Below are 24,623 nucleotides of genomic sequence, written 5' to 3' on the forward strand. Positions count from 1 at the left end.
CAAGACCGGGGCGTTTTTGTAGGCACCGTCTGACCTGCGAACGTGACGCTCGCGCCGTGGATCAGGTACAATTCCCGGCTATTTTTCGGCGGGCTATGCCTGCAGCCTTTTTGAGTGTTGATCCGTGAGTGATTTGAGTCATATCCGCAATTTCTCCATCATCGCCCACATTGACCATGGCAAGTCGACGCTGGCCGATCGCTTCATCCAGATGTGTGGCGGCCTCGCCGAGCGCGAAATGGAAGCCCAGGTCCTGGACTCCATGGACCTTGAGCGTGAACGCGGGATCACCATCAAGGCGCACAGCGTCACCCTGTATTACAAGGCTCGCGACGGTATCAACTACCAGTTGAACTTCATTGATACCCCCGGCCACGTTGACTTCACCTATGAGGTGAGCCGTTCGCTGGCCGCCTGTGAAGGCGCGCTGCTGGTGGTCGATGCCGGTCAAGGCGTTGAAGCGCAGTCGGTTGCCAACTGCTACACCGCGATCGAGCAGGGCCTGGAAGTGATGCCGGTGCTGAACAAGATCGACCTGCCACAGGCCGATCCGGACCGTGTCAAAGAAGAAATCGAAAAAATCATCGGCATCGATGCCACCGATGCGGTCGAGTGCTCGGCCAAGACCGGCCTGGGCGTCGACGAAGTGCTCGAGCGCCTGGTCGCCACCATTCCAGCGCCGACCGGCAACTACGAAGATCCGCTGCAAGCGTTGATCATCGACTCCTGGTTCGACAACTACCTGGGCGTTGTTTCCCTGGTACGCGTGCGCCACGGTCGTGTGAAGAAGGGCGACAAGATCCTGGTCAAGTCCACCGGCAAGATCCACCTGGTGGACAGCGTCGGTGTATTCAACCCGAAGCATACCCCTACCGCTGACCTGAAGGCCGGTGAAGTGGGCTTCATCATCGCCAGCATCAAGGACATTCACGGTGCGCCAGTGGGCGACACCCTGACCTTGAGCTCGACGCCGGACGTTGACGTACTGCCAGGCTTCAAACGTATTCAGCCGCAGGTTTACGCCGGTCTGTTCCCGGTCAGCTCCGACGACTTCGAAGATTTCCGCGAGGCGCTGCAAAAGCTCACGCTCAATGACTCGTCCCTGCAGTACACCCCGGAAAGTTCCGATGCCCTGGGCTTTGGTTTCCGTTGCGGGTTCCTCGGCATGCTGCACATGGAAATCATCCAGGAGCGCCTGGAGCGCGAGTACAACCTGGACCTGATCACCACGGCGCCGACGGTAATCTTCGAGCTGCTGCTCAAGACCGGCGAGACGATCTACGTCGATAACCCGTCGAAGCTCCCGGACCTGTCCTCGATCGAAGACATGCGTGAGCCGATCGTGCGGGCCAATATTCTTGTGCCGCAGGAGCACCTGGGCAACGTCATTACCCTGTGCATCGAAAAACGTGGTGTGCAGGTTGACATGCTGTTCCTCGGCTCCCAGGTACAAGTGACCTACGACCTGCCGATGAACGAAGTGGTGCTGGACTTCTTCGACCGTCTGAAGTCCACCAGTCGCGGCTATGCTTCGCTGGACTACCATTTCGATCGTTATCAATCGGCCAGCCTGGTGAAACTGGACGTGCTGATCAACGGTGACAAGGTCGATGCCCTGGCGCTGATCGTGCACCGTGACAACTCGCACTACAAAGGTCGCCAGCTGACCGAGAAGATGAAAGAACTGATTCCGCGGCAGATGTTCGACGTAGCAATCCAGGCCGCCATTGGCGGGCAGATTGTGGCGCGGACAACCGTCAAGGCGCTCAGAAAGAACGTATTGGCCAAATGCTACGGTGGTGACGTCAGCCGTAAGAAGAAACTGCTGGAGAAGCAAAAGGCCGGTAAGAAACGCATGAAGCAGGTCGGCAACGTGGAAATTCCACAGGAAGCCTTCCTTGCCGTGCTCAGGTTGGATAGTTAGGTCCTATGTCGCTAAATTTCCCGCTGTTGCTGGTCATTGCCGTGTTTGTCTGCGGCCTGTTGGCGTTGCTCGATCTGTTGATCCTGGCCCCGCGTCGGCGTGCCGCCATCGCTTCCTATCAGGGCAGCGTCAGCCAGCCTGACATGGTCGTGGTCGAGAAGCTGAACAAAGAGCCGCTGCTGGTTGAATACGGCAAGTCGTTCTTCCCGGTGTTGTTCATCGTGCTGGTGCTGCGTTCGTTCCTGGTGGAACCGTTCCAGATTCCTTCCGGTTCGATGAAGCCAACCCTGGATGTCGGCGACTTCATCCTGGTGAGCAAGTTTTCCTACGGGATCCGCTTGCCGGTGATCGACAAGAAAGTCATCGAAGTCGGTGATCCGCAGCGCGGTGATGTCATGGTGTTCCGCTACCCGAGCGATCCGAACGTCAACTACATCAAGCGTGTGGTTGGTTTGCCGGGCGACACGGTTCGCTACACCGCCGACAAGCGCCTGTTCGTCAACGGTCAATCGATCGCCGAGCAACTGGTCGGCTCCGAGCCGGGCACGTTGGGCAGCGCCGAGCTCTACAAGGAAAAGCTCGGTGCGGCCGAGCACATGATCCGCAAGGAAATGAGCCGCTACCGCGCCATGCCGGACCGTTCGTGGACCGTGCCGGCCGGGCACTACTTCATGATGGGCGACAACCGCGACAACTCGAATGACAGTCGCTACTGGGATGATCCGAACATTCCCAAGGATCTGCTGGGCATGGTTCCCGACAAGAATATCGTCGGCAAGGCCTTTGCAGTCTGGATGAGCTGGCCGGAACCCAAACTCAGCCACCTGCCGAATTTCTCGCGGGTTGGCCTGATCAAGTAATCAGACACGGCGCTGTGAACACAGCGCCGAATGCATTTCTGGAACCGGCACAATGGGCGCCAGAGGCATGCAAACAATGATATTCAGGACGTTATTTTTGAACACAGCTTTAATTGTCCCAAGCCTGCGCCGCCTTACGGCGATGGCGGTGGAATCCAGCCACGAACTCAGCGTGGGTAAACCGTGAGCGTCTCCTTAAGCCGTCTAGAGCGTCAGCTCGGCTACACCTTCAAGGATCAGGAACTGATGGTCCTGGCCCTGACTCACCGCAGTTTTGCCGGGCGTAACAACGAACGCCTGGAATTCCTCGGTGACGCCATTCTCAACTTCGTCGCCGGCGAGGCGCTGTTCGAGCGCTTTCCGCTGGCTCGCGAAGGCCAGTTGTCGCGTTTGCGCGCGCGCCTGGTCAAAGGCGAGACCCTGGCCGTACTGGCCCGTGGTTTCGATCTGGGCGAATACCTGCGCCTGGGCTCGGGCGAGCTGAAAAGCGGCGGTTTCCGTCGCGAGTCGATCCTGGCCGATGCCCTCGAAGCGCTGATCGGTGCGATCTACCTCGATGCCGGCATGGAAATGGCCCGCGAGCGTGTGCTCGCCTGGCTTGCTGGCGAGTTCGAAGGCCTGACGCTGGTCGACACCAATAAAGATCCAAAGACCCGCCTGCAGGAGTTCCTGCAGTCCCGTGGTTGTGAGCTGCCGCGTTACGAAGTGGTGGATATCCAGGGTGAGCCGCATTGCCGGACGTTCTTCGTCGAATGCGAAATCATCTTACTGAATGAAAAAAGCCGAGGTCAGGGTGTGAGTCGTCGTATTGCCGAACAGGTAGCGGCCGCCGCAGCACTGATTGCCCTGGGTGTGGAGAATGGCAATGACTGATACAAACGCAACTCGCTGTGGCTATGTTGCCATCGTCGGCCGTCCGAACGTGGGCAAGTCCACGCTGCTGAACCACATCCTGGGTCAGAAGCTGGCAATCACCTCGCGCAAACCGCAAACCACCCGTCACAACATGCTCGGTATCAAGACCGAGGGCGATGTGCAGGCGATCTACGTCGACACCCCTGGTATGCACAAGGGTGGCGAGAAGGCCCTGAACCGCTACATGAACAAGACCGCTTCGGCGGCGTTGAAAGACGTCGACGTGGTGATCTTCGTGGTCGACCGCACCAAGTGGACCGAAGAGGACCAGATGGTTCTCGAGCGCGTCCAGTACGTGACCGGCCCGCTGATCGTGGCGTTGAACAAGACCGACCGCATCGAAGACAAGGCCGAGCTGATGCCGCACCTGAGCTGGTTGCAGGAGCAGTTGCCGAATGCGCAGATCATCCCGATTTCCGCACAGCACGGGCATAACCTCGATGCTCTGGAGCGCGTGATCGCCGAGCACCTGCCGGAAAACGATCACTTCTTCCCGGAAGACCAGATCACCGACCGCAGCAGTCGTTTCCTCGCCGCCGAGCTTGTGCGCGAGAAAATCATGCGCCAGATGGGCGCCGAGCTGCCGTACCAGATCACCGTCGAAATCGAAGAGTTCAAGCAGCAGGGCAAGACCCTGCACATCCATGCCTTGATCCTCGTCGAGCGCGATGGCCAGAAGAAAATCATCATTGGCGACAAGGGCGAGCGCATCAAGCGTATCGGCACCGAAGCGCGCAAGGACATGGAGCTGCTGTTCGACTCCAAGATCATGCTCAACCTGTGGGTCAAGGTTAAGGGCGGCTGGTCCGATGACGAGCGTGCGTTGCGTTCGTTGGGTTACGGCGACTTGTAATACGTTTTCCGGATCAACAAAGATCCCCTGTGGGAGCGAGCTTGCTCGCGATAGCGGTCTGTCAGTCAACATGGATGTTGAATGTCAGGCCCTCATCGCGAGCAAGCTCGCTCCCACAATGGTTTTGGGTTGTTTGTAAAACAGCGCTCCTTCATTGAGATCTGCGATTTCCATGTCCCAACCCATCGCCCAGCCCGCCTACGTCCTGCACTCCCGCGCCTACCGTGAAAACAGCGCGCTGGTGGACTTCCTCACGCCGCAAGGCCGGTTGCGGGCGGTGTTGCGCAGTGCGCGGGGCAAGGCCGGGACGCTGGCGCGGCCATTCGTGCCACTGGAAGTCGAGTTCCGGGGCAAGGGCGAGCTGAAGAATGTCGGGCGCATGGAAAGTGCCGGGGTTTCAACCTGGCTCAATGGCGAGGCGCTGTTCAGTGGGCTTTACCTCAATGAGCTGCTGATTCGCCTGTTGCCCGCTGAAGATCCGCTCCCTTCGGTGTTCGATCACTACGCCGCCACCTTGCTGGCCCTGGCCGAAGGTCGACCACTGGAGCCCTTGCTGCGCTCCTTCGAATGGCGCTTGCTCGATGACCTCGGCTACGGGTTTTCCCTGACGACTGATATTCATGATCAGCCCATCGCGCCGGACGGCCTCTACCGTTTGCAAGTGGATGCAGGGCTTGAGCGGGTCTATCTGCTGCAACCGGGCCTGTTCAACGGCGTCGAACTGCTGGCCATGGCTGAGGCCGACTGGTCCGCCCCCGGCGCCCTGTCTGCCGCCAAGCGCTTGATGCGCCAGGCGTTGGCCGTTCACTTGGGCGGCCGTCCACTTGTCAGTCGCGAGCTGTTTCGCAAGCCCTAGTCTCCCCGTATGCTGTGCACCGAACTTTCTCTTCTTCTGGAGCGCTTTCCGTGACCACCAGCACCCGCATTCTTCTTGGCGTGAACATCGACCACGTTGCCACCCTGCGTCAGGCCCGGGGCACCCGTTACCCGGACCCGGTCAAGGCTGCACTGGACGCGGAAGAGGCGGGCGCCGACGGCATCACCGTGCACCTGCGCGAAGACCGTCGGCACATTCAGGAACGCGACGTTCTGCTGCTCAAGGACGTGCTGCAAACCCGCATGAACTTCGAAATGGGTGTCACCGAAGAAATGATGCTGTTCGCCGAGCGCATCCGCCCGGCACACATCTGCCTGGTGCCGGAAACCCGTCAAGAGTTGACCACCGAAGGTGGCCTGGACGTGGCGGGGCAGGAAGCGCGAATCAAGGCCGCGGTCGAGCGCCTGTCGAAGATCGGCTCTGAAGTGTCGCTGTTCATTGACGCCGATGAGCGCCAGATCGAAGCCTCCCGCCGAGTCGGCGCGCCGGCCATCGAACTGCACACCGGGCGTTATGCCGATGCCGAGACGCCGACTGAAGTCGCCGAAGAACTCAAGCGTGTGGCCGATGGCGTGGCTTTCGGCCTGGCCCAGGGGCTGATCGTCAATGCCGGCCATGGCCTGCACTATCACAACGTTGAAGCCGTGGCGGCGATCAAGGGCATCAACGAGCTGAACATCGGCCATGCGCTGGTGGCCCATGCGCTGTTCGTTGGCTTCAAGTCGGCTGTTGCGGAGATGAAGGCGCTGATTCTGGCGGCGGCGTTGAAGGGTTAAGAGCAAAAGATCGCAGCCTGCGGCAGCTCCTACAGGTGAACACATAACCCTGTAGGAGCTGCCGCAGGCTGCGATCTTTTGCTTTTTAGAGCGGGGCGGGCTCTTGAGCTGGCTTGGTCTTGTCGATCCCCGGAACAAGCAGCTTGCCCTCGGCGACCTGATCGCCCTCAAGCTGCGGCTGCGTGACCCAGGTCAGGATGTCGTAGTAGCGACGGATGTTCGCCACGAAATGCACCGGTTCGCCGCCACGGGCGTAGCCGTAACGGGTTTTGCTGTACCACTTCTTTTCCGACAGGCGCGGCAGGATCTTCTTCACGTCCAGTCATTTGTCCGGGTTCAACCCTTCCTTGGCGGCCAGTTTGCGGGCGTCGTCGAGGTGACCGCTGCCGACGTTGTAGGCGGCCAGGGCGAACCAGGTGCGATCCGGTTCCTGGATCGAGTCGTCCAACTGGTCCTTCATGTAGGCCAGGTACTTGGCGCCACCCATGATGCTCTGCTTCGGATCGAGGCGGTTGGACACGCCCATGGCTTGCGCGGTGTTCTGGGTCAGCATCATCAGGCCACGCACGCCAGTCTTGGACGTGACGGCCGGTTGCCACAACGACTCCTGATAGCCGATCGCAGCCAGCAGGCGCCAGTCGACTTTCTCCTTCTTGGCGTAGGCCTTGAAGTGCTGTTCGTACTTGGGCAGGCGTTGCTGCAAGTGTTGGGCAAAGGTGGTGGCGCCCATGTAGCCGAGGACATCGACATGCCCGTAGTAGCGGTCCTTGAGGCGTTGCAGGGTGCCGTTCTTCTTGACCTTGTCGAGGTAATCGTTGATTTCGTTGAGCAGGCTGTTGTCCTCGCCCGGGGCGACGGCCCAGCTCTGGTTGCTCGCGTCACCGAGGTCGAAGGCGACCCGGATGTTGGTGAAGTACACCTGGTTCATCGCCACTTCGTTGGAGTCGACCAGTGTCAGGTCGATCTGGCCTTCGTCGACCATGCGCAGGAGATCGACGACCTCGACCGCGTCGGACTCTTCGTATTCAATGCCGGGAAATTTCTGCTTCAGTTGCGCGAGTTGTTCGGCGTGGGTGCTGCCCTTGAGCACCATGATCTTCTTGCCCACCAGATCCTTCGCATCGGTCGGCCGGGACTGGCCGTTGCGGTAGATGATCTGCGGGGTGACTTCCAGATAGGAGTGGGAGAAGCGCACCTGCTTCTTGCGCTCTTCGCTGCTGACCAGGCCGGCAGCCGCCAGCACCGGTCCGTTGGGCTTGCCGACCTGGTTGAACAGGTCATCGAGGTTGTCGGCGGTCTCGATCTTCAGCTCGACCCCCAGATCGTCGGCGAAGCGCTTCACCAGCTCGTATTCGAAGCCGGTTTCACCGTTGCGATCCTGAAAGTAGGTGGCGGGGCTGTTTCGGGTAACCACCCGCAGCACACCATCCTCCTTTACGCGCTCGAGCGTGTTGGGTTTATCAACACAGCCACCGAGCATCAGGAAGAGTCCGGTTGCGATCAGCCATTTGGCGTACCGCGGACGCAAAGCCGTTGGGAAAAACATCTGCGCAGTATACGCAAAGGACCACGGGCGCCATATCTCGACAGTGAGGGGCTAGTCTGCTAGAGATCACAAAACCGGCCGAAACCCCGCAGGAATGGGCCTTTTCTGCATTTTGTTACAGTAAAAATAAGCTGTCGTCACACGCCCAATTAACCTGACTTTCGAGGCAGAAACACAGATCGGCACCCGAGTGCAACCGTGCGTAGCGTTTCGGGTGATGTCGCGGGCTGTTTAGGCTAGAATGCACGGCCTCAAAGCACACCCCTTCCCGAGGCTGTCCCGAAGATGTTGATCCTGCGCGGCGCTCCTGCCCTTTCTGCCTTTCGCCACAGCAAGCTCCTTGAGCAACTGAGCCAGAAGGTTCCGGCTGTCAGTGGCCTGTATGCTGAATTCGCTCACTTCGCCGAAGTTACCGGCGTCCTGACCGGCGACGAACAGCAGGTGCTTGCGCGCCTTCTGAAGTACGGTCCAAGCGTTCCGGTACAGGAACCGACCGGTCGTCTGTTTCTGGTACTGCCGCGTTTCGGCACCATCTCGCCGTGGTCGAGCAAGGCCAGCGACATCGCTCGCAACTGTGGCCTGGCGAAAATCCAGCGTCTGGAGCGCGGTATCGCGTTCTACGTGGCCGGCCAGTTCAGCGACGCTGAAGCCCAGCTGATCGCCGACGGTCTGCACGACCGCATGACCCAGATCGTCCTGGGCAACCTCGAACAGGCCGCCGGCCTGTTCAGCCACGCCGAGCCAAAACCCCTGACCGCGATCGACGTGTTGGGTGGTGGCCGCGCCGCGCTGGAAAAAGCCAACACCGAGCTGGGCCTGGCCCTGGCCGAAGACGAGATCGACTACCTGGTCAACGCCTTCGTCGGCTTGAAGCGCAACCCGCACGACATCGAACTGATGATGTTCGCCCAGGCGAACTCCGAGCACTGCCGCCACAAGATCTTCAACGCCAGTTGGGATATCGACGGCGAGAGCCAGGAAAAAAGCCTGTTCGGCATGATCAAGAACACCTACGTGATGCACAGCGAAGGCGTTCTGTCAGCTTATAAGGACAACGCTTCGGTGATCGTCGGCTCCGTGGCCGGTCGTTTCTTCCCGGACCCTGAGACCCGCCAGTACGGCGCGGTGCAGGAACCGGTGCACATCCTGATGAAGGTTGAAACCCACAACCACCCGACCGCGATTGCTCCGTTCCCGGGCGCATCCACCGGTTCCGGTGGCGAAATCCGCGACGAAGGCGCGACCGGCCGTGGCGCCAAGCCGAAGGCTGGCCTGACCGGTTTCACCGTGTCGAACCTGCAGATCCCGGGCTTCGAACAGCCGTGGGAAGTGCCGTACGGCAAGCCTGAGCGCATCGTTACCGCGCTGGACATCATGATCGAAGGCCCGCTGGGCGGCGCTGCGTTCAACAACGAATTCGGTCGTCCGGCGCTGACCGGCTACTTCCGTACCTTCGAACAATCGATCACCACCCCGCACGGTGACGAAGTTCGCGGTTACCACAAGCCGATCATGCTGGCTGGCGGCATGGGCAACATCCGTGAAGAACACGTCAAGAAAGGCGAGATCCTGGTCGGCTCCAAGCTGATCGTGCTCGGCGGCCCGGCGATGCTGATCGGCCTGGGCGGCGGCGCGGCTTCCTCCATGGCCACCGGTACCAGCTCGGCAGACCTGGACTTCGCTTCGGTACAGCGCGAAAACCCGGAAATGGAACGTCGCTGCCAGGAAGTCATCGACCGTTGCTGGCAGCTGGGCGACAAGAACCCGATCAGCTTCATCCACGACGTGGGTGCGGGCGGTCTGTCCAACGCCTTCCCGGAGCTGGTCAACGACGGCGACCGTGGTGGCCGTTTCGAACTGCGCAACATTCCAAACGACGAGCCGGGCATGGCCCCGCACGAAATCTGGTCCAACGAATCCCAGGAACGCTACGTTCTGGCGGTCGGTCCGGCTGACTTCGAGCGCTTCAAGGCCATCTGCGAACGCGAGCGTTGCCCGTTTGCCGTGGTCGGCGAAGCCACTGCCGAACCGCAGCTGACCGTGACCGACAGCCACTTCGGCAACAGCCCGGTGGACATGCCACTGGAAGTGTTGCTGGGCAAGGCTCCGCGCATGCACCGTTCGGTGGTTCGTGAAAGCGAGCTGGGCGACGATTTCGATCCGTCGACCCTCGACATCGCCAACTGCGTCGAGCGCGTCCTGCATCACCCGGCCGTGGCGAGCAAGAGCTTCCTGATCACCATCGGCGACCGCACCATCACCGGCCTCGTGGCCCGTGACCAGATGGTCGGCCCATGGCAGGTTCCGGTGGCCGACGTTGCCGTCACCGCCACCAGCTTCGACGTCTACACCGGTGAAGCCATGGCCATGGGCGAGCGTACTCCGCTGGCACTGCTGGACGCTCCGGCGTCGGGCCGCATGGCCATCGGCGAAACCCTGACCAACATCGCTGCTTCGCGCATCGGCAAGATCTCCGACATCAAGTTGTCGGCGAACTGGATGTCCGCAGCCGGTCACCCGGGTGAAGATGCACGCCTGTACGACACCGTGAAAGCGGTCGGCATGGAGCTGTGCCCTGAGCTGGGTATCACCATTCCTGTGGGCAAGGACTCGATGTCCATGGCCACCCGCTGGAACGATGAAGGCGTGGACAAGTCCGTCACGTCGCCGATGTCCCTGATCGTGACCGGTTTCGCGCCAGTGACTGACATCCGTCAGACCCTGACCCCGCAACTGCGCATGGACAAGGGCACCACCGACCTGATCCTGATCGACCTGGGCCGTGGCCAGAACCGCATGGGCGCCTCGATCCTGGCACAGGTTCACGGCAAGCTCGGCAAGCAGGCTCCGGACGTCGATGACGCCGAAGACCTGAAAGCTTTCTTCGCGGTGATCCAGGGCCTCAACGCCGACGGTCACCTGCTGGCCTACCACGACCGTTCCGACGGTGGTCTGCTGACCAGCGTTGTCGAGATGGCGTTCGCCGGTCACTGTGGCCTGAGCCTGAACCTCGACGGTCTGGCGGAAACCTCCGACGACATCGCCGCCATCCTGTTCAACGAAGAACTGGGCGCCGTGATCCAGGTTCGCCAGGACGCTACCCCGGACATCCTCGCGCAGTTCAGCGCCGCCGGCCTGGGCGATTGCGTGTCGGTGATCGGTCAGCCAATGAACAATGGCGAGATCAGCATCACCTTCAACGGTGACACCGTGTTCGAAGGCCAGCGTCGTCTGCTGCAACGCCAGTGGGCCGAGACCAGCTACCAGATCCAGCGTCTGCGCGATAATGCCGACTGCGCCGAGCAAGAGTTCGACGTGCTGCTGGAAGAAGACAACCCTGGCCTGAGCGTCAAGCTGAGCTACGACATCAACCAGGACATCGCCGCGCCTTACATCAAGAAAGGCATTCGCCCACAGGTTGCCGTACTGCGTGAGCAGGGCGTCAACGGTCAGGTGGAAATGGCGGCTGCATTCGACCGCGCCGGTTTCAACGCGATCGACGTGCACATGAGCGACATTCTGGCCGGCCGTGTCGACCTGAACGAGTTCAAGGGCATGGTCGCTTGCGGTGGTTTCTCTTACGGCGACGTACTGGGTGCCGGTGAAGGCTGGGCGAAATCCGCGCTGTTCAACAGCCGTGCCCGCGATGCGTTCCAGGGTTTCTTCGAACGCAACGACAGCTTCACCCTCGGCGTGTGCAACGGTTGCCAGATGATGTCCAACCTGCACGAGCTGATCCCGGGCAGCGAGTTCTGGCCGCACTTTGTGCGTAACCGTTCCGAGCAGTTCGAAGCCCGTGTTGCCATGGTGCAGATCCAGGAGTCGAACTCGATCTTCCTGCAAGGCATGGCCGGTTCGCGCATGCCGATCGCCATCGCCCACGGCGAAGGCCATGCCGAGTTCGCCAGCGAAGAAGCACTGCTGGAAGCCGATCTGTCCGGTTGCGTGGCGATGCGTTTCGTCGACAACCACGGCAAGGTCACCGAAAGCTACCCGGCCAACCCGAACGGTTCGCCGCGCGGGATCACCGGTTTGACCAGCCGCGACGGTCGCGTGACCATCATGATGCCGCACCCGGAGCGTGTGTTCCGCGCCGTGCAGAACTCGTGGCGTTCGGACGACTGGAACGAAGATGCACCGCTGATGCGTATGTTCCGTAATGCTCGGGTCTGGGTAAACTAAAAGCGGGTGAACCAAGCGCCGTGTACAAGCTCAGCTTTTTTGTTCCAACCAGTCACGTCGAAGACGTGAAGAGTGCCGTATTCGCCGCCGGTGGCGGTCGAATCGGTGCTTACGACCACTGTGCATGGCAGGTGTTGGGCCTGGGCCAGTTTCGTCCACTGGATGGCAGCCAGCCGTTCATTGGAGAGGCCGGGCAGGTCGAGCAGGTCGAGGAATGGAAGGTTGAGCTGGTGGTGGCCAATGAGTTGATTCGTTCGGTGGTGGCGGCTCTGAAACAGAGCCATCCCTACGAGACGCCGGCTTATGAAGTGTGGCGGTTGGAGGATTTCTGATCTTCCTGGCTGCTGAAATGAGAAACCCGCTGAAAGAGATTTCAGCGGGTTTTTTATTGCCTTGAGTTCCCCTCCTACAATATGTGCGTCGTAGATTAAACCTTGGCACTCACCTCACTGCGATTGACCAACGCTTCCAGCGCATCACTCAAGCTCGACGCCTTGTCGCCAATCAGCAGATGCCAGATGCCGCCTTCAAGCTGGCTGACACCCTGGCAGCCCAGCGCTTTCAAATCACACTCCGACAGCGCCTTGCCATTGGCCAGTTGCAGGCGGATGCGGGTCATGGCGACGCAATCGAGTTGCAGCACATTGTCGCCACCCCCCAGGGCATTGAGCCATTGCTGCGCCTCGGGTGTCGCCACGGCGGCAGGTGGCGCTGCTTCGGTTTCCGCCGCTGGTGACGACACCAGGGCGCGGCCCAACGCCGGCATTGCCAGGCGAATCTCATCGGCGATGACATCGGCCATTGGCCCGACCACCACCTGCAAACTCCCGCCCTTGCCGGGGCGCACCACGGCCATGGCGCCGAGCGCTTTCAAATCGGTATCCGAGGCCTTGTTGCGATCCACCATGTCCAGGCGCAAGCGGGTGGTGCAAGCGCCGACGGTGATCAGGTTTTCGGCTCCGCCCAAGGCCTTGATGTAAGCCCCGGCGCGTTCATTGTCGGCCACCGCAACCTGCGGGCTGGCAGCGCTGGTTTCGCGGCCCGGTGTCTTCAGGTCGAAGCGGCGGATACAGAAATCAAACACCACGTAATAGATCACCGCATACGCCAGGCCCACCGGGAACACCAGCCAGCCGTTGGTGGACTTGCCCCAGCCAAGGATCATGTCGATGAAGCCGCCGGAGAAGGTGAACCCCAGGTGGATGTTCAGGGCATTGGTGATGGCCATCGACAGGCCGGTCAGCAACGCATGCAGCAGAAACAGCAGCGGCGCGAGGAACATGAAGGCGAATTCGATCGGCTCGGTGACGCCGGTCAGGAACGCGGTCAATGCCATCGACAGGAAGATCCCGCCCATCACCTTGCGCCGCTCCGGCAGGGCGTTGCGGTACATCGCCAGGCAGGCGGCGGGCAGGCCGAAGATCATCATCGGGAACATGCCGGTCATGAACTGGCCACCCTTCGGGTCGCCGGCGAAGTAGCGCGACAGGTCGCCAGTCACCAGCGCGCCAGTGGTGGGGTCGGTAAAATTACCGAACACGAACCACGCCATGTTGTTGAGGATGTGGTGCAGGCCGGTGACGATCAGCAGGCGGTTGAACACACCGAAAACGAACGCGCCGAAGCTGCCGCTTTCCATCATCAGCGTGCCGAAGCTGTTGATGCCGTGCTGGATCGGCGGCCAGATGTAGCCGAACACCACGCCCAGCCCCACGGCGGCGAACCCGGTGACAATCGGCACAAAACGCCGGCCACCGAAGAACGCCAGGTACTCCGGCAGCTTGATGTCCTTGAAGCGGTTGTACAGCGCGCCAGCCATCAGGCCGCTGACGATCCCGGCGAGCATGCCCATGTTGATGCTCGGGTCGAGCACCTTGAGGGTGGAGATCATCACCAGGTAGCCGATCACCCCGGCAAGCCCCGCCGTACCGTTGTTGTCCTTGGCGAAACCGACCGCGATGCCGATGGCGAAGATCATCGCCAGGTTGGCGAAGATCACCTGGCCAGCGTCGTGGATGATGGCGATGTTCAGCAGGTCGGTATCGCCCAGGCGCAGCAGCAGGCCGGCAATCGGCAGGATCGCGATCGGCAGCATCAGCGCGCGGCCGAGGCGTTGCAGGCCTTCGATGAAAAGTTGGTACATGGCGGTTCTCCGTGGATTTTTGTTCTTCTTTTGTAAAGAGCTCAGCTCAGCGGCCAATGCTGGTGGCAGGCGTGACGCACCGCGCTGGCGCTGCCCAGCTTGAGCAGATCCTGGCTGATGCGCCGGCATTCGCTGGCGTCGAGGTGACGCACGCGGTCCTTGATTTCACCGACCTGTACCGGGCTCACCGACAACTCACTGACCCCCAGGCCGATCAACACCGGCGTGGCCAATGGATCGGACGCCAGTGCACCGCACACACCCACCCAACGGTTGTGCTGTGCCGCACCGGCGCAGGTCTGGGCGATCAGCCGCAACAGTGCCGGGTGCAGCGCATCGACACGCGCAGCGAGCCCGGCGTGGTCGCGGTCCATGGCCAGGGTGTATTGCGACAGGTCGTTGGTGCCGATGGACAGGAAGTCCGCGTGTTCGGCCAGTTGCTCGGCCAGCAGCGCGGCGGCCGGCACTTCGATCATCACCCCCAGCTCCGGACGTTGTGCCAGGCCAAGTTCACTGCACAAGGCGTCGAGGCGCTGGCGGATGTGCAGCAGTTCATCGACTTCCGTGACCATCGGCAGCAGGATCCGGCAGCGTGACAACGGGTTGAGGTGCAACAATGCGCGCAGTTGCTGGTCGAGTAGTTCTGGACGGACCTGAGCCAGGCGAATGCCGCGCAGGCCGAGCACCGGATTGGCCTCGGCGGGCAGCGGCAGGTAGTCCAGTTGCTTGTCGCCGCCGACGTCGATGGTGCGGATGATCACCGACTTGTCGCCCATGGCGTCGAGCACTGCTTGATAGGCGTGGTGCTGTTCCTGTTCGTCGGGGGCGGTGTGGCGGTCGACGAAGAGAAACTCGGTGCGCAGCAAGCCGACGCCGTCGGCGCCATTGGCCAGTGCGTCTGCCGCTTCCGTGCTGGACGCCACATTGGCAGCGACTTCGATGCGCAGGCCATCGCTGGTCAGCGCGGGTGTGTGCGCCTGGGCCTGCTGTTCGGCCCGGCGTTGTTGCTGTTGCTGTTGCAACTGGCGCACGTCGGCCAGGCGCTGTATGCCGGGTGTCAGTTCGAGGCGGCCACCGTCGGCGTCCAGCACCACCGGTTGCCCTTGTTGCTGATCGAGCAGCGTCGAGCCCAGTGCGACCAAGCATGGCAGGCCTTTGCCCCGGGCCAGAATCGCCACGTGAGAAGTCGCGCCGCCTTCGGCCATGCACAGCCCCGCGACGCCTTGCTGGCTCAGCTGCAGTAAATCCGATGGCGTCAGTTCATGGGCCGCGACGATGGCGCCGGCCGGCACATCGTAATGCCAGGTATCGCCGAGCAACGCGCGCAGCACCCGTTGCTTGAGGTCACGCAGGTCGTTGGCGCGTTCGGCCAGCAGCGTGCTGCCGGTTTGCTGGAGGACTTCGCATTGCGCGTCGATGGCCTGGCTCCATGCGTGGGTCGCGGCTGTACCCTGGGCGACGGTTTGGCTGGCGGCGTCCAGCAGGGCCGGGTCTTCGAGCAGTGCCAGGTGCGCGGCGAAAATCGCCTCTTCAGCGGTGTCCTTGTGTTTTCTCGCCAGGGCAAGTGTGTGCTCGATTTCGCTGCGCACCTGGCTCAGTGCCGCGTCCAGCACGTGCTGTTGTTGCTGCGGATCATGATGGCCGGCATCCACCGGCAGGCTGATCGCATTCAGGCGAAACAGCGGCCCGCCGACCAGCCCGGGCGCGGCGCAGACACCGTGCAATACGCCGGCTTCGGCGGGGCGATTGCGTTGGGCAATCGTGGCTGGCGCGGCGGCGTGATGGTCTTCGGCCAGGGCTGTGGATAACGCCGTCAGCAAGGCTTGCAGCGCGGCTTCGGCGTCCGGGCCCTGGCAACTGACCTGGACCTCCGCCTGTTCGCCGATGGCCAGCCCCATCAGGCCGATCAGGCTGTCGCAGGTGGCCGACTTGCCGGCGAAATGCAGCTGCGACTTGCTTTTGAAGCCTTGCGCGGTCTGACGGATCAGCGCCGCCGGCCGCGCGTGCAGGCCGCCACGGTGAGCAATGCGCACCAGACCGACAATCTCTGCGCCGGCAAACTCGGTATCCACCTGTGCGCTCGACGTCTGTCGACGAATGATGTGCAGCAGCGGCTCGCCGACCTTCACCGACTTGAGGGTGATGGGCCGTGCCTGAAAGTCCTGGCTGTTGGTGAGGATCAGCAGGCTGACCAGGCTCTTGCACTGTTGCGCGACCTTGTCCAGGTCGTAGCGCAGCAGCGGTTGGCCGTTGGCGACGCGCGCGCCTTCCTTGACCAGCATCGAGAAGCCCTGGCCCTGCAACTCGACCGTGTCGAGGCCAAGGTGCAGGAGCAATTCCGCGCCGTTGTCGGCACGCAGGGTTAGCGCGTGACCGGTGCGGGCGACATGCACCACCACGCCCGCGCAGGGGGCGTGGAGCGTGTCGTTGAGCGGATCGATGGCGATGCCGTCACCCATGGCGCCGCTGGCAAACACCGGGTCCGGGACTTTGGCGAGCGTGAGCACCGGGCCGCTGAGCGGGGCGCTTAAGGTCAGCTCTTTATTGTTGTTATGCATGGCTCGGTCTCATCAAAAAATACGGTTCGGATCAACCCACTCCCTGTAGGAGCTGCCGAAGGCTGCGATCTTTTGATCTTGTCTTTAAAAAGATCGCAGCCTCGTTTCACTCGACAGCTCCTACAGGGGAATTCGCACCCCTGGCTCAATGGGTGCGTGTCACTTTGCTCAGGTGCCGTGGCTGGTCCGGGTCCATGCCACGGGCCACGGCCAGGCCGGCGGCCATCACGTAGAAACTCTGGATCGCCAGAATCGGGTCGAGGGCCGGGTGTTCGGCACGGGTCAGGGTCAGGTCGCGTTCAAGCACGTCATCCGGTGCGGCCAGCAGGACACGGGCGCCGCGTTGGCGCATGTCGGCGGCCAGGCTCAGCAGACCGGCCTGTTCGGCACCCCGTGGGGCAAACACCAGCAGCGGGTAGTTGTCGCCGATCAAGGCCATCGGGCCGTGACGAACTTCAGCGCTGCTGAAGGCTTCGGCCTGGATCGCCGAGGTTTCCTTGAACTTGAGCGCCGCTTCCTGGGCAATGGCGAAACCGGCGCCACGGCCGATCACCATCAGCCGCTGACAATCGCGCAGGGCGTCGATGGCCGGGCTCCAGTCCTGTTGCGCGGCGTGGCGCAGGCCATCGGGCAAGGCAGAGCCGGCCTCGAGCAATTCGGCGTCTTCTTTCCAGTGGCCAATCAGCCGGGCGCTGGCGCTGAGGGTGGCGATAAAGCTCTTGGTCGCGGCGACGCTGCTTTCGGTGCCGGCACACAGTGGCAGGCTGAATTCACAGGCGGCCTCCAGTGGCGACTCTTCGGCGTTGACCAGCGAAATGCTCAGGGCACCGCGCTTGCGCAACAGGCGCAGGCTGTTGACCAGGTCCGGGCTTTGCCCCGATTGCGAAAAGGCGAATGCCACCTGGCCACTGACCTTCAATGGCGCCTGCTGCATGGTCACCACGGACATCGGCAGCGACGCCACCGGGATGCCCAGCAGTTGCATGGTCAGGTAGGCAAAGTAACTGGCGGCATGGTCGGAGCTGCCGCGCGCCACGGTCATGGCCACTTGCGGCGGCTGACGACGCAGGCGCCCGGCGATCTCAATCATCTGCGGGTCGAGTTTTTGCAACTGGGCCTGCACGGCCTCGAACGAGGACAGCGCCTCTTCAAGCATTTTTGAAGTCAATGTCTTCTCCTTCGACCATCACGGCGGTCAGTTTCAGTGAGCGATCCAGCCGCACGCAGTCGGCCCAGGCCCCTGGTTGCAGGCGCCCGCGTTCGGTGATGCCGAGGTAGTCGGCGGGGAATTGCGACAGGCGCTGCGAGGCTTCGGCGATGGGCAGGCCGATCTTCACCAGGTTGCGCAGGGCCTGATCCATGGTCAGGGTGCTGCCGGCCAGGGTGCCGTCGGGCAGGCGCACGCCGCCCAGGCATTTGGTCACGGTGTGGCTGCCGAGCTTGTACTCACCGTCGGGCATGCCGGCGGCGGCGGTCGAATCGGTGACGCAATACAGGCACGGAATAGAGCGCAGGGCCACGCGGATGGCGCCGGGGTGCACGTGCAGCAAGTCCGGGATCAGTTCGGCGTATTTGGCGTGGGCCAAGGCTGCGCCGACGATCCCGGGCTCGCGGTGATGCAGAGGGCTCATGGCGTTGTAGAGGTGGGTGAAACTGCTGGCACCGGCCTCCAGCGCGGCCACGCCTTCCTCATAACTGCCCAGGGTGTGGCCGATCTGCATGCGGATGCCGCGGCTGCTGAGGTCGCGGATCAAGGCGTCGTGACCGGCGATTTCCGGGGCAATGGTGATCACGCGGATCGGCGCGAGCGCCAGGTACGCTTCGACTTCGGCCATCAGCGCGGTGTGGGCGAAGTTGGGTTGCGCGCCGAGTTTACCGGGGTTGATGTAGGGGCCTTCGAGGTGCACGCCGAGCACCCGGGCGCAGCCTTGGGGCCGCTGCTCACAGAATTCGCCGACGGCCTGGAGCACGCTGGAGATTTCTTCGCTCGGTGCGGTCATGGTGGTGGCCAGCAGCGACGTGGTGCCGAAGCGCACGTGGGTACGGGTGATGGTTTCGAAGGCCGGCGCGCCTTCCATGATGTCTTTGCCGCCGCCGCCGTGAACGTGCAGGTCGATGAAACCCGGCAGCAGGTAGGGCAGGTCATTGTCCGCCGGATCGCAGGGCTGGCCTTCGATCGACACGACTTTGCCGTGTTCGTGCACCAGTCGGCCGCGAACCCAGCCGTGGGCGGTGAGGATGTTGTCTTCGGACATGATCGGGATCTCGGTGTTTGGCGACGCAGTTCTTTATCTTCGAAGCTCTTTATCTGCGGAGCTCTGCGACAAAGTCGTAGTAGTCGTTACGGCAATAGGTGTCGGTGACTTCGATGGGCGTGTTGTCTTCGAGGTAGCCGACCCGGGTCATCAGCAACATGGCGGTGCCGGGGGCGATGCCCACCAGTGCGGCGAACTCGTCCGAGGCATTGATCGCCTGGATGTGCTGCAGGGCGCGGACCACCGGCTTGCCGATGCCGTCGAGGAATTCGTAGAGGGAATCGCCCACCGCCTGGGGCTTGGGAATGATCGAGGCGGGCAGGGTGCTCATCTCGATGGCCATCACCGTGTCGTCGGCCTTGCGCAGGCGTTTGAGGCGCGCAACCTTGTCGTTGGGCGACAGGCCGAGGCGGATCAGCTCTTCGTGGGTCGGCAGGGTGATTTCCCGCTCCAGCCATTGCGAACCGGGCACGAAACCCTTGAGGCGGAGCATTTCGCTGAAGCCGGAAAGACGCGACAACGGTTGTTCGAGGCGCGGCGTGATGAAGGTGCCGGAGCCTTGGTTGCGGCGGATCAGGCCTTGTTCGAACAACACTTCCAGCGCCTTGCGGGCGGTGACGCGGGAGATGCCCAGCGCCTCGCTCAAATTGCGTTCCGATGGCATCGCCTGCTCGGCTTTCCACTGGCCGGCGTGGATCGCCGCTTCCAGATTGCGTGCCAGTTGCAGGTACAACGGCGTGGGTTGGGTGTCGTCGGGGCGCAGGGCCTGGAGATCGTTCATGGCGGGTGTCCGGGGCGGATATTGGAATGTTTTTGCCCGTGAATGGACAAAAACTAATACCACTTGAATACCATGTCAACGCCGGAGCTTTGCTGTTTGTGTAGGAAGTGCTGCCTTGTCGACTGCTTGAAATGGAGGTTGGTTTGAAGTGGTATTAGTGGTGGGCTTTGAAGCGACAAAGATCGCAGCCTGCGGCAGCTCCTACAGAGCGAAATGGTATTCACCCTGTAGGAGCTGCCGAAGGCTGCGATCTTTTGAATTTATTTTTTGCGGGCGACCAATGGTCGTGGGGAATTACGGGCGGATTTCGATCATCGTGCCGTCCGGCACCAGGTTCCAGACTTCGCGCATGTCCATGTTGCGCATGGCGATGCAGCCGTCGGTCCAGTCCAGGGTGTGGAACAGGTCTTCGGGCGTGTCTTCGCTGTCCGGAGTGCCGTGGATCATGATCATGCCGCCGGGCTCGACGCCTTCACGACGGGCGCGGGCAGAGTCGCTGATGTTCGGGTAGGAAATGTGCATCGCCAGGTTGAAGCGGTCGCTGATCTTGCGCCAGTCGACCCAGTAGAAACCTTCCGGGGTGCGCTTGTCGCCTTCCATCAGCTTGGGCCCCTTGGGACGCTTGCCCAGGGAAATGCGATAGGTCTTGAGCGGCTTGCCGTCATTGATCAATTGCAATTGATGGGAAGACTTGAGAATCAGAATCTTCTCGATGACCTTGCCGTCCAGGGTTTCCACGGCAGAAGCCTGGGACACCGTGACGAACGACAAACAGAACAGGGCAAGCAACCAGCGCATTGAAACGATTCCCCAGGAGGTGTCGCGACTATTTATGTATAGAAGTTTTTGCAGGAGCTGCCGCAGGCTCGTGCCGCGTTCAGGCGGTCTTTAGGCGCCTTTGAGTGATGCCGCGATGACATCAGATAATGGCAGGCTGAGCAAGTGGCGGGATCGATTCAGACCGAACGGGATAGACCTCGGTCCGCCGGTCAGCGAAGAAGCATTCTAAGGTACGGCCCACCGTGCGGAAAGCCAGCTCATCCCATGGAATGTCCGCTTCGTCGAATAGTTGCACTTCCAGGCTCTCGGGGCCGGCAGAAAAGTCCAGGTCCGCAAGTGTGGCACGGAAGAACACATGCACCTGGCTGATGTGCGGCACGTCGATCAGGGTATAGATGCTCAGGTTGCGCACCCGGGCGCAGGCTTCCTCGGCGGTTTCGCGAATGGCGGCCTGTTCGATGGTCTCGCCGTTCTCCATGAAACCGGCGGGCAGGGTCCAGTAGCCGCGACGTGGCTCGATGGCCCGCCGGCACAACAACACCTTGGTGCCCCAGGTCGCCACGCAACCGGCGACGATGTTGGGGTTCTGGTAGTGAATGGCGTGACAGCTGTCGCAGACAAAACGCAGGCGCGAATCGCCTTCGGGAATGCGCTGGGTCACCGGGTTACCGCACTGGCTGCAAAATTTCATGCTGGGGTTCCTGAATGCTGCGCCTATCTTGGCGTGCGGCAGTGCCGGTCGGCAAGTTGTCGTTTCGCGACATGGGGCGGTTGCGGGGGTTGGGCGACCGCAGCGATTGGTGCATGATGCCGGGTAAGGCACAGATCGAGAACACTCATGCTGGACGAGCTACTGCATCGGGTTAGTCACCACACACCACGCATACTGGAGACCGACCGTCGTTTTCCCGAGGCCGCGGTGCTGGTACCCATCACCCGCAGTGACGAGCCCGAGCTGGTGTTGACCCTGCGTGCCAGCGGCCTGTCGACCCATGGCGGCGAAGTCGCCTTCCCCGGCGGACGCCGTGACCCCGAAGACCCTGACCTGATTTTCACCGCCCTGCGAGAAGCCGAAGAAGAGATCGGCCTGCCGCCCGGGCTGGTCGAGGTGATCGGCCCGCTCAGCCCGTTGATCAGCCTGCATGGCATCAAGGTCACGCCCTATGTCGGGGTGATCCCGGATTTTGTCGAATACCGGGCCAACGACGCCGAGATCGCCGCGGTGTTCAGCGTGCCCCTGGAGTTCTTCCGCAAAGACCCCCGCGAACATACCCATCGCATCGATTATCAGGGCCGCAGCTGGTACGTGCCGAGCTATCGCTTTGGCGAATACAAGATCTGGGGGCTGACGGCGATCATGATCGTCGAGTTGATCAACCTGCTGTATGACGCCAAAATCAGCCTGCATCAGCCTCCCAAAAGCTTTATCAATATCTGAAGCCATCGTTCGAATGGCCTGAATCCTGATTTTGCTGACAAAAAGCCTGCCTGAGCCTTGAGGAATACCACAATGAAATACCGCCTGGGCGACGCCCGCGTCGAAACCCATCCACAGAGCTGGGTCGCACCCAATGCCGTGCTGGTGGGCAAGGTCAAGCTGGAAGAGGGCGCCAACGTCTGGTTCAACGCCGTATTGCGCGGCGACAACGAGTTGATCCTGATCGGCAAGAACAGCAACGTCCAGGACGGCACCGTGATGCACACCGACATGGGCTACCCGCTGACCATCGGCACCGGCGTGACCATCGGCCACAACGCCATGCTCCACGGCTGTACCGTCGGCGACTACAGCCTGATCGGCATCAACGCGGTGATTCTCAATGGCGCGAAGATCGGCAAGAACTGCATCATCGGCGCCAACTCGCTGATCGGCGAAGGCAAGGAGATTCCGGATGGATCGCTGGTCATGGGGTCGCCTGGCAAAGTGGTGCGCGAATTGACCGAGCCGCAGATCAAGATGCTGGAGGCCAGTGCTGTTCACTACGTGCACAACTCGCAGCGTTATGCCCGCGATCTGGCCGAGCAGGAAGAATGACTGCCACTGAACGCCCGGTTGCATCGCCCTGCGTGAACATTTGTGCGCTGGATGACGATGACATCTGCACCGGTTGCCAACGTACCGTGGAAGAAATCACCCGCTGGAGCCGCATGGACAACGACGAACGCCGCAAGGTGCTTGGGTTGTGTCATGAGCGGGCGAAGTCCAGTGGGTTGGTGTGGATGATCGGCAAAACGCCTGGTCAGTAATAGAAGATCAAAAGATCGCAGCCTCCGGCAGCTCCTACACCGATCCTTGTAGGAGCTGCCGGAGGCTGCGATCTTTTGACTTTGAGGTCAGCTGAAGTACCCTGTGCACAAAATTGACAGGTACTTGTACACGCCATGCTCTTCCTGATCGCCTACATCAGCAGCGTCGTGCTGATCAACTACGCCTTTTCCACAGCGCCGCACCTGGACATCATCTGGTCGGCCTGGGGTGGGCTGGTGTTTGTGTTGCGCGACATGGTGCAAGCCCGATTCGGGCATGGCGCCCTCGCGGCGATGCTGGTGGCGCTGGTGTTGTCCTATGTTACCTCCGATCCGTCCATCGCCCTGGCCAGCGCCACGGCGTTCGCGGTATCCGAGTGCATCGACTGGCTGGTGTTCAGCATCACCAAACGCCCGCTGCACGACCGTCTGTGGATAAGTTCGGCCCTGAGCATCCCCCTCGATACCTTTATCTTTTTCGGCATGATCGACGCCCTGACGCCGGGGGTGATCCTCACCGCCCTGGGTTCGAAGTTCGCCGGGGTCACCGCCGTGTGGCTGATCATGGCCTGGCGCCTGCGCAAACAGGCTGTCGTCAGCTGAAGTTCATGTAAAATGCCGCGCTTTCTCCCCATGGGAAGCGCGCATGGCGACGCGTCCCTCGATGATCCGCTCCTTGAGGACCTTCAGATGACCCGTATCGGAACCCCATTGTCGCCCACCGCGACCCGCGTATTGATGTGTGGCTGTGGCGAGTTGGGCAAGGAAGTGGTGATCGAGCTGCAACGCCTGGGCGTTGAAGTGATTGCCGTGGACCGCTACGCCAATGCGCCGGCCATGCAGGTGGCGCACCGCAGCCACGTGATCAACATGCTCGACGGTGCTGCCTTGCGCGCCGTGATCGAAGCCGAGAAACCGCATTTCATCGTCCCGGAAATCGAAGCCATCGCCACCGCGACCCTGGTGGAGCTGGAAGCCGAAGGCTTCAACGTGATCCCGACCGCCCGCGCCGCGCAATTGACCATGAACCGCGAAGGCATCCGTCGCCTGGCCGCTGAAGAGCTGGACCTGCCAACCTCGCCGTACCACTTCGCCGATACTTTCGAGGACTACAGCAAAGCCGTTGAAGACCTCGGTTTTCCATGCGTGGTCAAGCCGGTCATGAGTTCCTCGGGCAAGGGCCAGAGCCTGCTGCGCAGCATCGATGACGTGCAGAAAGCCTGGGACTACGCCCAGGAAGGCGGCCGTGCCGGTAAAGGTCGGGTGATCATCGAAGGTTTCATCGATTTCGACTACGAAATCACCCTGCTGACCGTGCGCCACGTCGGCGGCACCACCTTCTGCGCACCGGTCGGCCACCGTCAGGAGAAGGGCGACTATCAGGAATCCTGGCAGCCACAAGCCATGAGCCCGGTTGCCTTGGCTGAATCCGAGCGTGTCGCCAAGGCTGTGACCGAAGCCTTGGGTGGCCGTGGTCTGTTCGGCGTCGAGCTGTTCATCAAGGGCGATCAGGTGTGGTTCAGTGAAGTCTCGCCGCGCCCGCATGACACCGGCCTGGTGACCCTGATCTCCCAGGACCTGTCGCAGTTCGCCCTGCATGCCCGCGCGATTCTGGGCCTGCCGATCCCGTTGATCCGTCAGTTCGGGCCTTCGGCCTCGGCGGTGATCCTGGTGGAAGGGCAGTCGACCCAGACCGCTTTCGCCAACCTGGGTGCTGCCTTGAGCGAACCGGATACCGCGCTGCGCCTGTTCGGCAAGCCTGAAGTCAACGGCCAGCGCCGCATGGGCGTGGCCCTGGCCCGCGACGAATCGATCGAAGCCGCCCGCGCCAAGGCGACCCGTGCTTCGCAGGCGGTTGTCGTAGAGCTGTAAAAACTCTCTCGGGCAGGTCTGTAACCCACAGGTTCAGTGGTCCGGCCCGACTTT

General features: G+C 61.7%; 20 protein-coding genes and 1 pseudogene. 13 read left to right on the plus strand and 8 right to left on the minus strand.

Features of this window, described 5'->3' with window-relative positions; genetic code table 11:
- The first annotated feature begins 124 nt into the window (after window positions 1-124).
- The 6 genes from lepA (at window position 125) to pdxJ (ending at window position 6,205) form a co-directional block, all read left to right on the plus strand.
- On the plus strand, window positions 125-1,924 hold the full coding sequence (lepA, locus tag ASD95_RS18715; protein ID WP_008053223.1) for a translation elongation factor 4: 1,800 nt from the start codon (window positions 125-127) through the stop codon (window positions 1,922-1,924).
- A 5-nt stretch (window positions 1,925-1,929) separates the two neighbouring features.
- Complete coding sequence (gene lepB, locus ASD95_RS18720) at window positions 1,930-2,784, plus strand: signal peptidase I (protein ID WP_056721233.1); 855 nt, start codon at window positions 1,930-1,932, stop codon at window positions 2,782-2,784.
- Between the two features lie 183 nt (window positions 2,785-2,967).
- A complete protein-coding gene (gene rnc, locus ASD95_RS18725; RefSeq protein ID WP_008053221.1) occupies window positions 2,968-3,657 on the plus strand; it encodes a ribonuclease III in 690 nt (229 codons plus the stop codon).
- On the plus strand, window positions 3,650-4,552 hold the full coding sequence (gene era, locus ASD95_RS18730) for a GTPase Era (RefSeq protein ID WP_007973959.1): 903 nt from the start codon (window positions 3,650-3,652) through the stop codon (window positions 4,550-4,552). Before rnc ends, era begins: the two co-directional genes overlap by 8 nt.
- 172 nt (window positions 4,553-4,724) lie before the next feature.
- On the plus strand, window positions 4,725-5,408 hold the full coding sequence (gene recO, locus ASD95_RS18735) for a DNA repair protein RecO (RefSeq protein ID WP_056721231.1): 684 nt from the start codon (window positions 4,725-4,727) through the stop codon (window positions 5,406-5,408).
- A gap of 50 nt (window positions 5,409-5,458) precedes the next feature.
- Window positions 5,459-6,205 (plus strand): pyridoxine 5'-phosphate synthase, encoded by a 747-nt coding sequence (gene pdxJ, locus ASD95_RS18740; protein WP_056721229.1) that lies wholly within the window; start codon window positions 5,459-5,461, stop codon window positions 6,203-6,205.
- Window positions 6,206-6,290: 85 nt separating this feature from the next.
- Here the strand turns inward: pdxJ and mltF are convergent.
- Window positions 6,291-7,751, minus strand: a pseudogene (gene mltF, locus ASD95_RS18745) (membrane-bound lytic murein transglycosylase MltF).
- A gap of 285 nt (window positions 7,752-8,036) precedes the next feature.
- Between mltF and purL the strand changes: the two are divergent.
- Together purL and ASD95_RS18755 are read left to right on the plus strand one after the other, a co-directional pair.
- Window positions 8,037-11,933: a phosphoribosylformylglycinamidine synthase gene (gene purL, locus ASD95_RS18750; RefSeq protein ID WP_056721224.1), complete on the plus strand. Its 3,897-nt coding sequence runs from the start codon at window positions 8,037-8,039 to the stop codon at window positions 11,931-11,933.
- Between the two features lie 20 nt (window positions 11,934-11,953).
- Window positions 11,954-12,265: a Nif3-like dinuclear metal center hexameric protein gene (locus tag ASD95_RS18755; protein ID WP_056721222.1), complete on the plus strand. Its 312-nt coding sequence runs from the start codon at window positions 11,954-11,956 to the stop codon at window positions 12,263-12,265.
- Window positions 12,266-12,360: 95 nt separating this feature from the next.
- Here the strand turns inward: ASD95_RS18755 and nagE are convergent, their stop codons facing one another.
- From nagE to ASD95_RS18790, 7 genes are all read right to left on the minus strand, one after another.
- A complete protein-coding gene (gene nagE, locus ASD95_RS18760; RefSeq protein WP_056721220.1) occupies window positions 12,361-14,076 on the minus strand; it encodes an N-acetylglucosamine-specific PTS transporter subunit IIBC in 1,716 nt (571 codons plus the stop codon).
- 41 nt (window positions 14,077-14,117) lie between these two features.
- Window positions 14,118-16,634 (minus strand): phosphoenolpyruvate--protein phosphotransferase, encoded by a 2,517-nt coding sequence (gene ptsP, locus ASD95_RS18765; RefSeq protein ID WP_056721218.1) that lies wholly within the window; start codon window positions 16,632-16,634, stop codon window positions 14,118-14,120.
- A 145-nt stretch (window positions 16,635-16,779) separates the two neighbouring features.
- Window positions 16,780-17,802: an SIS domain-containing protein gene (locus tag ASD95_RS18770; RefSeq protein ID WP_156385694.1), complete on the minus strand. Its 1,023-nt coding sequence runs from the start codon at window positions 17,800-17,802 to the stop codon at window positions 16,780-16,782.
- Window positions 17,783-18,889, minus strand: a complete 1,107-nt coding sequence (gene nagA, locus ASD95_RS18775; RefSeq protein ID WP_056721211.1) for an N-acetylglucosamine-6-phosphate deacetylase — start codon at window positions 18,887-18,889, stop codon at window positions 17,783-17,785. The genes ASD95_RS18770 and nagA overlap by 20 nt, the downstream gene beginning before the upstream one ends.
- A 49-nt stretch (window positions 18,890-18,938) precedes the next feature.
- Complete coding sequence (locus ASD95_RS18780; RefSeq protein WP_056721209.1) at window positions 18,939-19,670, minus strand: GntR family transcriptional regulator; 732 nt, start codon at window positions 19,668-19,670, stop codon at window positions 18,939-18,941.
- 294 nt (window positions 19,671-19,964) lie between these two features.
- Entirely contained in the window at window positions 19,965-20,468 is a 504-nt protein-coding gene (locus ASD95_RS18785; protein ID WP_007982819.1) for a L,D-transpeptidase family protein, read from the minus strand.
- Between the two features lie 121 nt (window positions 20,469-20,589).
- Window positions 20,590-21,141 carry an NUDIX hydrolase gene (locus ASD95_RS18790; protein WP_056721207.1) on the minus strand — a complete coding sequence of 184 codons (552 nt, stop codon included), beginning with the start codon at window positions 21,139-21,141 and terminating at the stop codon, window positions 20,590-20,592.
- 147 nt (window positions 21,142-21,288) lie between these two features.
- On the opposite strand from ASD95_RS18790, the gene ASD95_RS18795 reads away from it, so the two are divergent.
- From ASD95_RS18795 to purT, 5 genes are all read left to right on the plus strand, one after another.
- Complete coding sequence (locus ASD95_RS18795) at window positions 21,289-21,888, plus strand: CoA pyrophosphatase (protein ID WP_056721205.1); 600 nt, start codon at window positions 21,289-21,291, stop codon at window positions 21,886-21,888.
- Between the two features lie 72 nt (window positions 21,889-21,960).
- A complete protein-coding gene (locus tag ASD95_RS18800; protein WP_056721203.1) occupies window positions 21,961-22,485 on the plus strand; it encodes a gamma carbonic anhydrase family protein in 525 nt (174 codons plus the stop codon).
- Window positions 22,482-22,697 (plus strand): DUF1289 domain-containing protein, encoded by a 216-nt coding sequence (locus ASD95_RS18805; protein WP_056721201.1) that lies wholly within the window; start codon window positions 22,482-22,484, stop codon window positions 22,695-22,697. The genes ASD95_RS18800 and ASD95_RS18805 overlap by 4 nt, the downstream gene beginning before the upstream one ends.
- A 135-nt stretch (window positions 22,698-22,832) precedes the next feature.
- On the plus strand, window positions 22,833-23,300 hold the full coding sequence (locus ASD95_RS18810; protein WP_056721198.1) for a VUT family protein: 468 nt from the start codon (window positions 22,833-22,835) through the stop codon (window positions 23,298-23,300).
- 87 nt (window positions 23,301-23,387) lie between these two features.
- Window positions 23,388-24,569, plus strand: a complete 1,182-nt coding sequence (gene purT / locus ASD95_RS18815; protein ID WP_056721196.1) for a formate-dependent phosphoribosylglycinamide formyltransferase — start codon at window positions 23,388-23,390, stop codon at window positions 24,567-24,569.
- Window positions 24,570-24,623: the final 54 nt, after the last annotated feature.

Source organism: Pseudomonas sp. Root71, from assembly GCF_001429045.1.
Lineage (GTDB): Bacteria > Pseudomonadota > Gammaproteobacteria > Pseudomonadales > Pseudomonadaceae > Aquipseudomonas > Aquipseudomonas monachiensis.

Excerpts from the sequence above, each read along its gene's own strand:
- nagE (WP_056721220.1), bottom strand. The coding sequence starts at position 14,076 with ATGTACCAACTTTTCATCGAAGGCCTGCAACGCCTCGGCCGCGCGCTG.
- ASD95_RS18790 (WP_056721207.1), bottom strand. The coding sequence starts at position 21,141 with ATGAAATTTTGCAGCCAGTGCGGTAACCCGGTGACCCAGCGCATTCCC.
- ASD95_RS18810 (WP_056721198.1), top strand. The coding sequence starts at position 22,833 with ATGCTCTTCCTGATCGCCTACATCAGCAGCGTCGTGCTGATCAACTAC.
- ASD95_RS18780 (WP_056721209.1), bottom strand. The coding sequence starts at position 19,670 with ATGAACGATCTCCAGGCCCTGCGCCCCGACGACACCCAACCCACGCCG.
- ASD95_RS18805 (WP_056721201.1), top strand. The coding sequence starts at position 22,482 with ATGACTGCCACTGAACGCCCGGTTGCATCGCCCTGCGTGAACATTTGT.
- ASD95_RS18800 (WP_056721203.1), top strand. The coding sequence starts at position 21,961 with ATGAAATACCGCCTGGGCGACGCCCGCGTCGAAACCCATCCACAGAGC.
- era (WP_007973959.1), top strand. The coding sequence starts at position 3,650 with ATGACTGATACAAACGCAACTCGCTGTGGCTATGTTGCCATCGTCGGC.
- purT (WP_056721196.1), top strand. The coding sequence starts at position 23,388 with ATGACCCGTATCGGAACCCCATTGTCGCCCACCGCGACCCGCGTATTG.
- recO (WP_056721231.1), top strand. The coding sequence starts at position 4,725 with ATGTCCCAACCCATCGCCCAGCCCGCCTACGTCCTGCACTCCCGCGCC.
- purL (WP_056721224.1), top strand. The coding sequence starts at position 8,037 with ATGTTGATCCTGCGCGGCGCTCCTGCCCTTTCTGCCTTTCGCCACAGC.
- nagA (WP_056721211.1), bottom strand. The coding sequence starts at position 18,889 with ATGTCCGAAGACAACATCCTCACCGCCCACGGCTGGGTTCGCGGCCGA.
- lepB (WP_056721233.1), top strand. The coding sequence starts at position 1,930 with ATGTCGCTAAATTTCCCGCTGTTGCTGGTCATTGCCGTGTTTGTCTGC.
- ASD95_RS18795 (WP_056721205.1), top strand. The coding sequence starts at position 21,289 with ATGCTGGACGAGCTACTGCATCGGGTTAGTCACCACACACCACGCATA.
- ASD95_RS18785 (WP_007982819.1), bottom strand. The coding sequence starts at position 20,468 with ATGCGCTGGTTGCTTGCCCTGTTCTGTTTGTCGTTCGTCACGGTGTCC.
- ptsP (WP_056721218.1), bottom strand. The coding sequence starts at position 16,634 with ATGCATAACAACAATAAAGAGCTGACCTTAAGCGCCCCGCTCAGCGGC.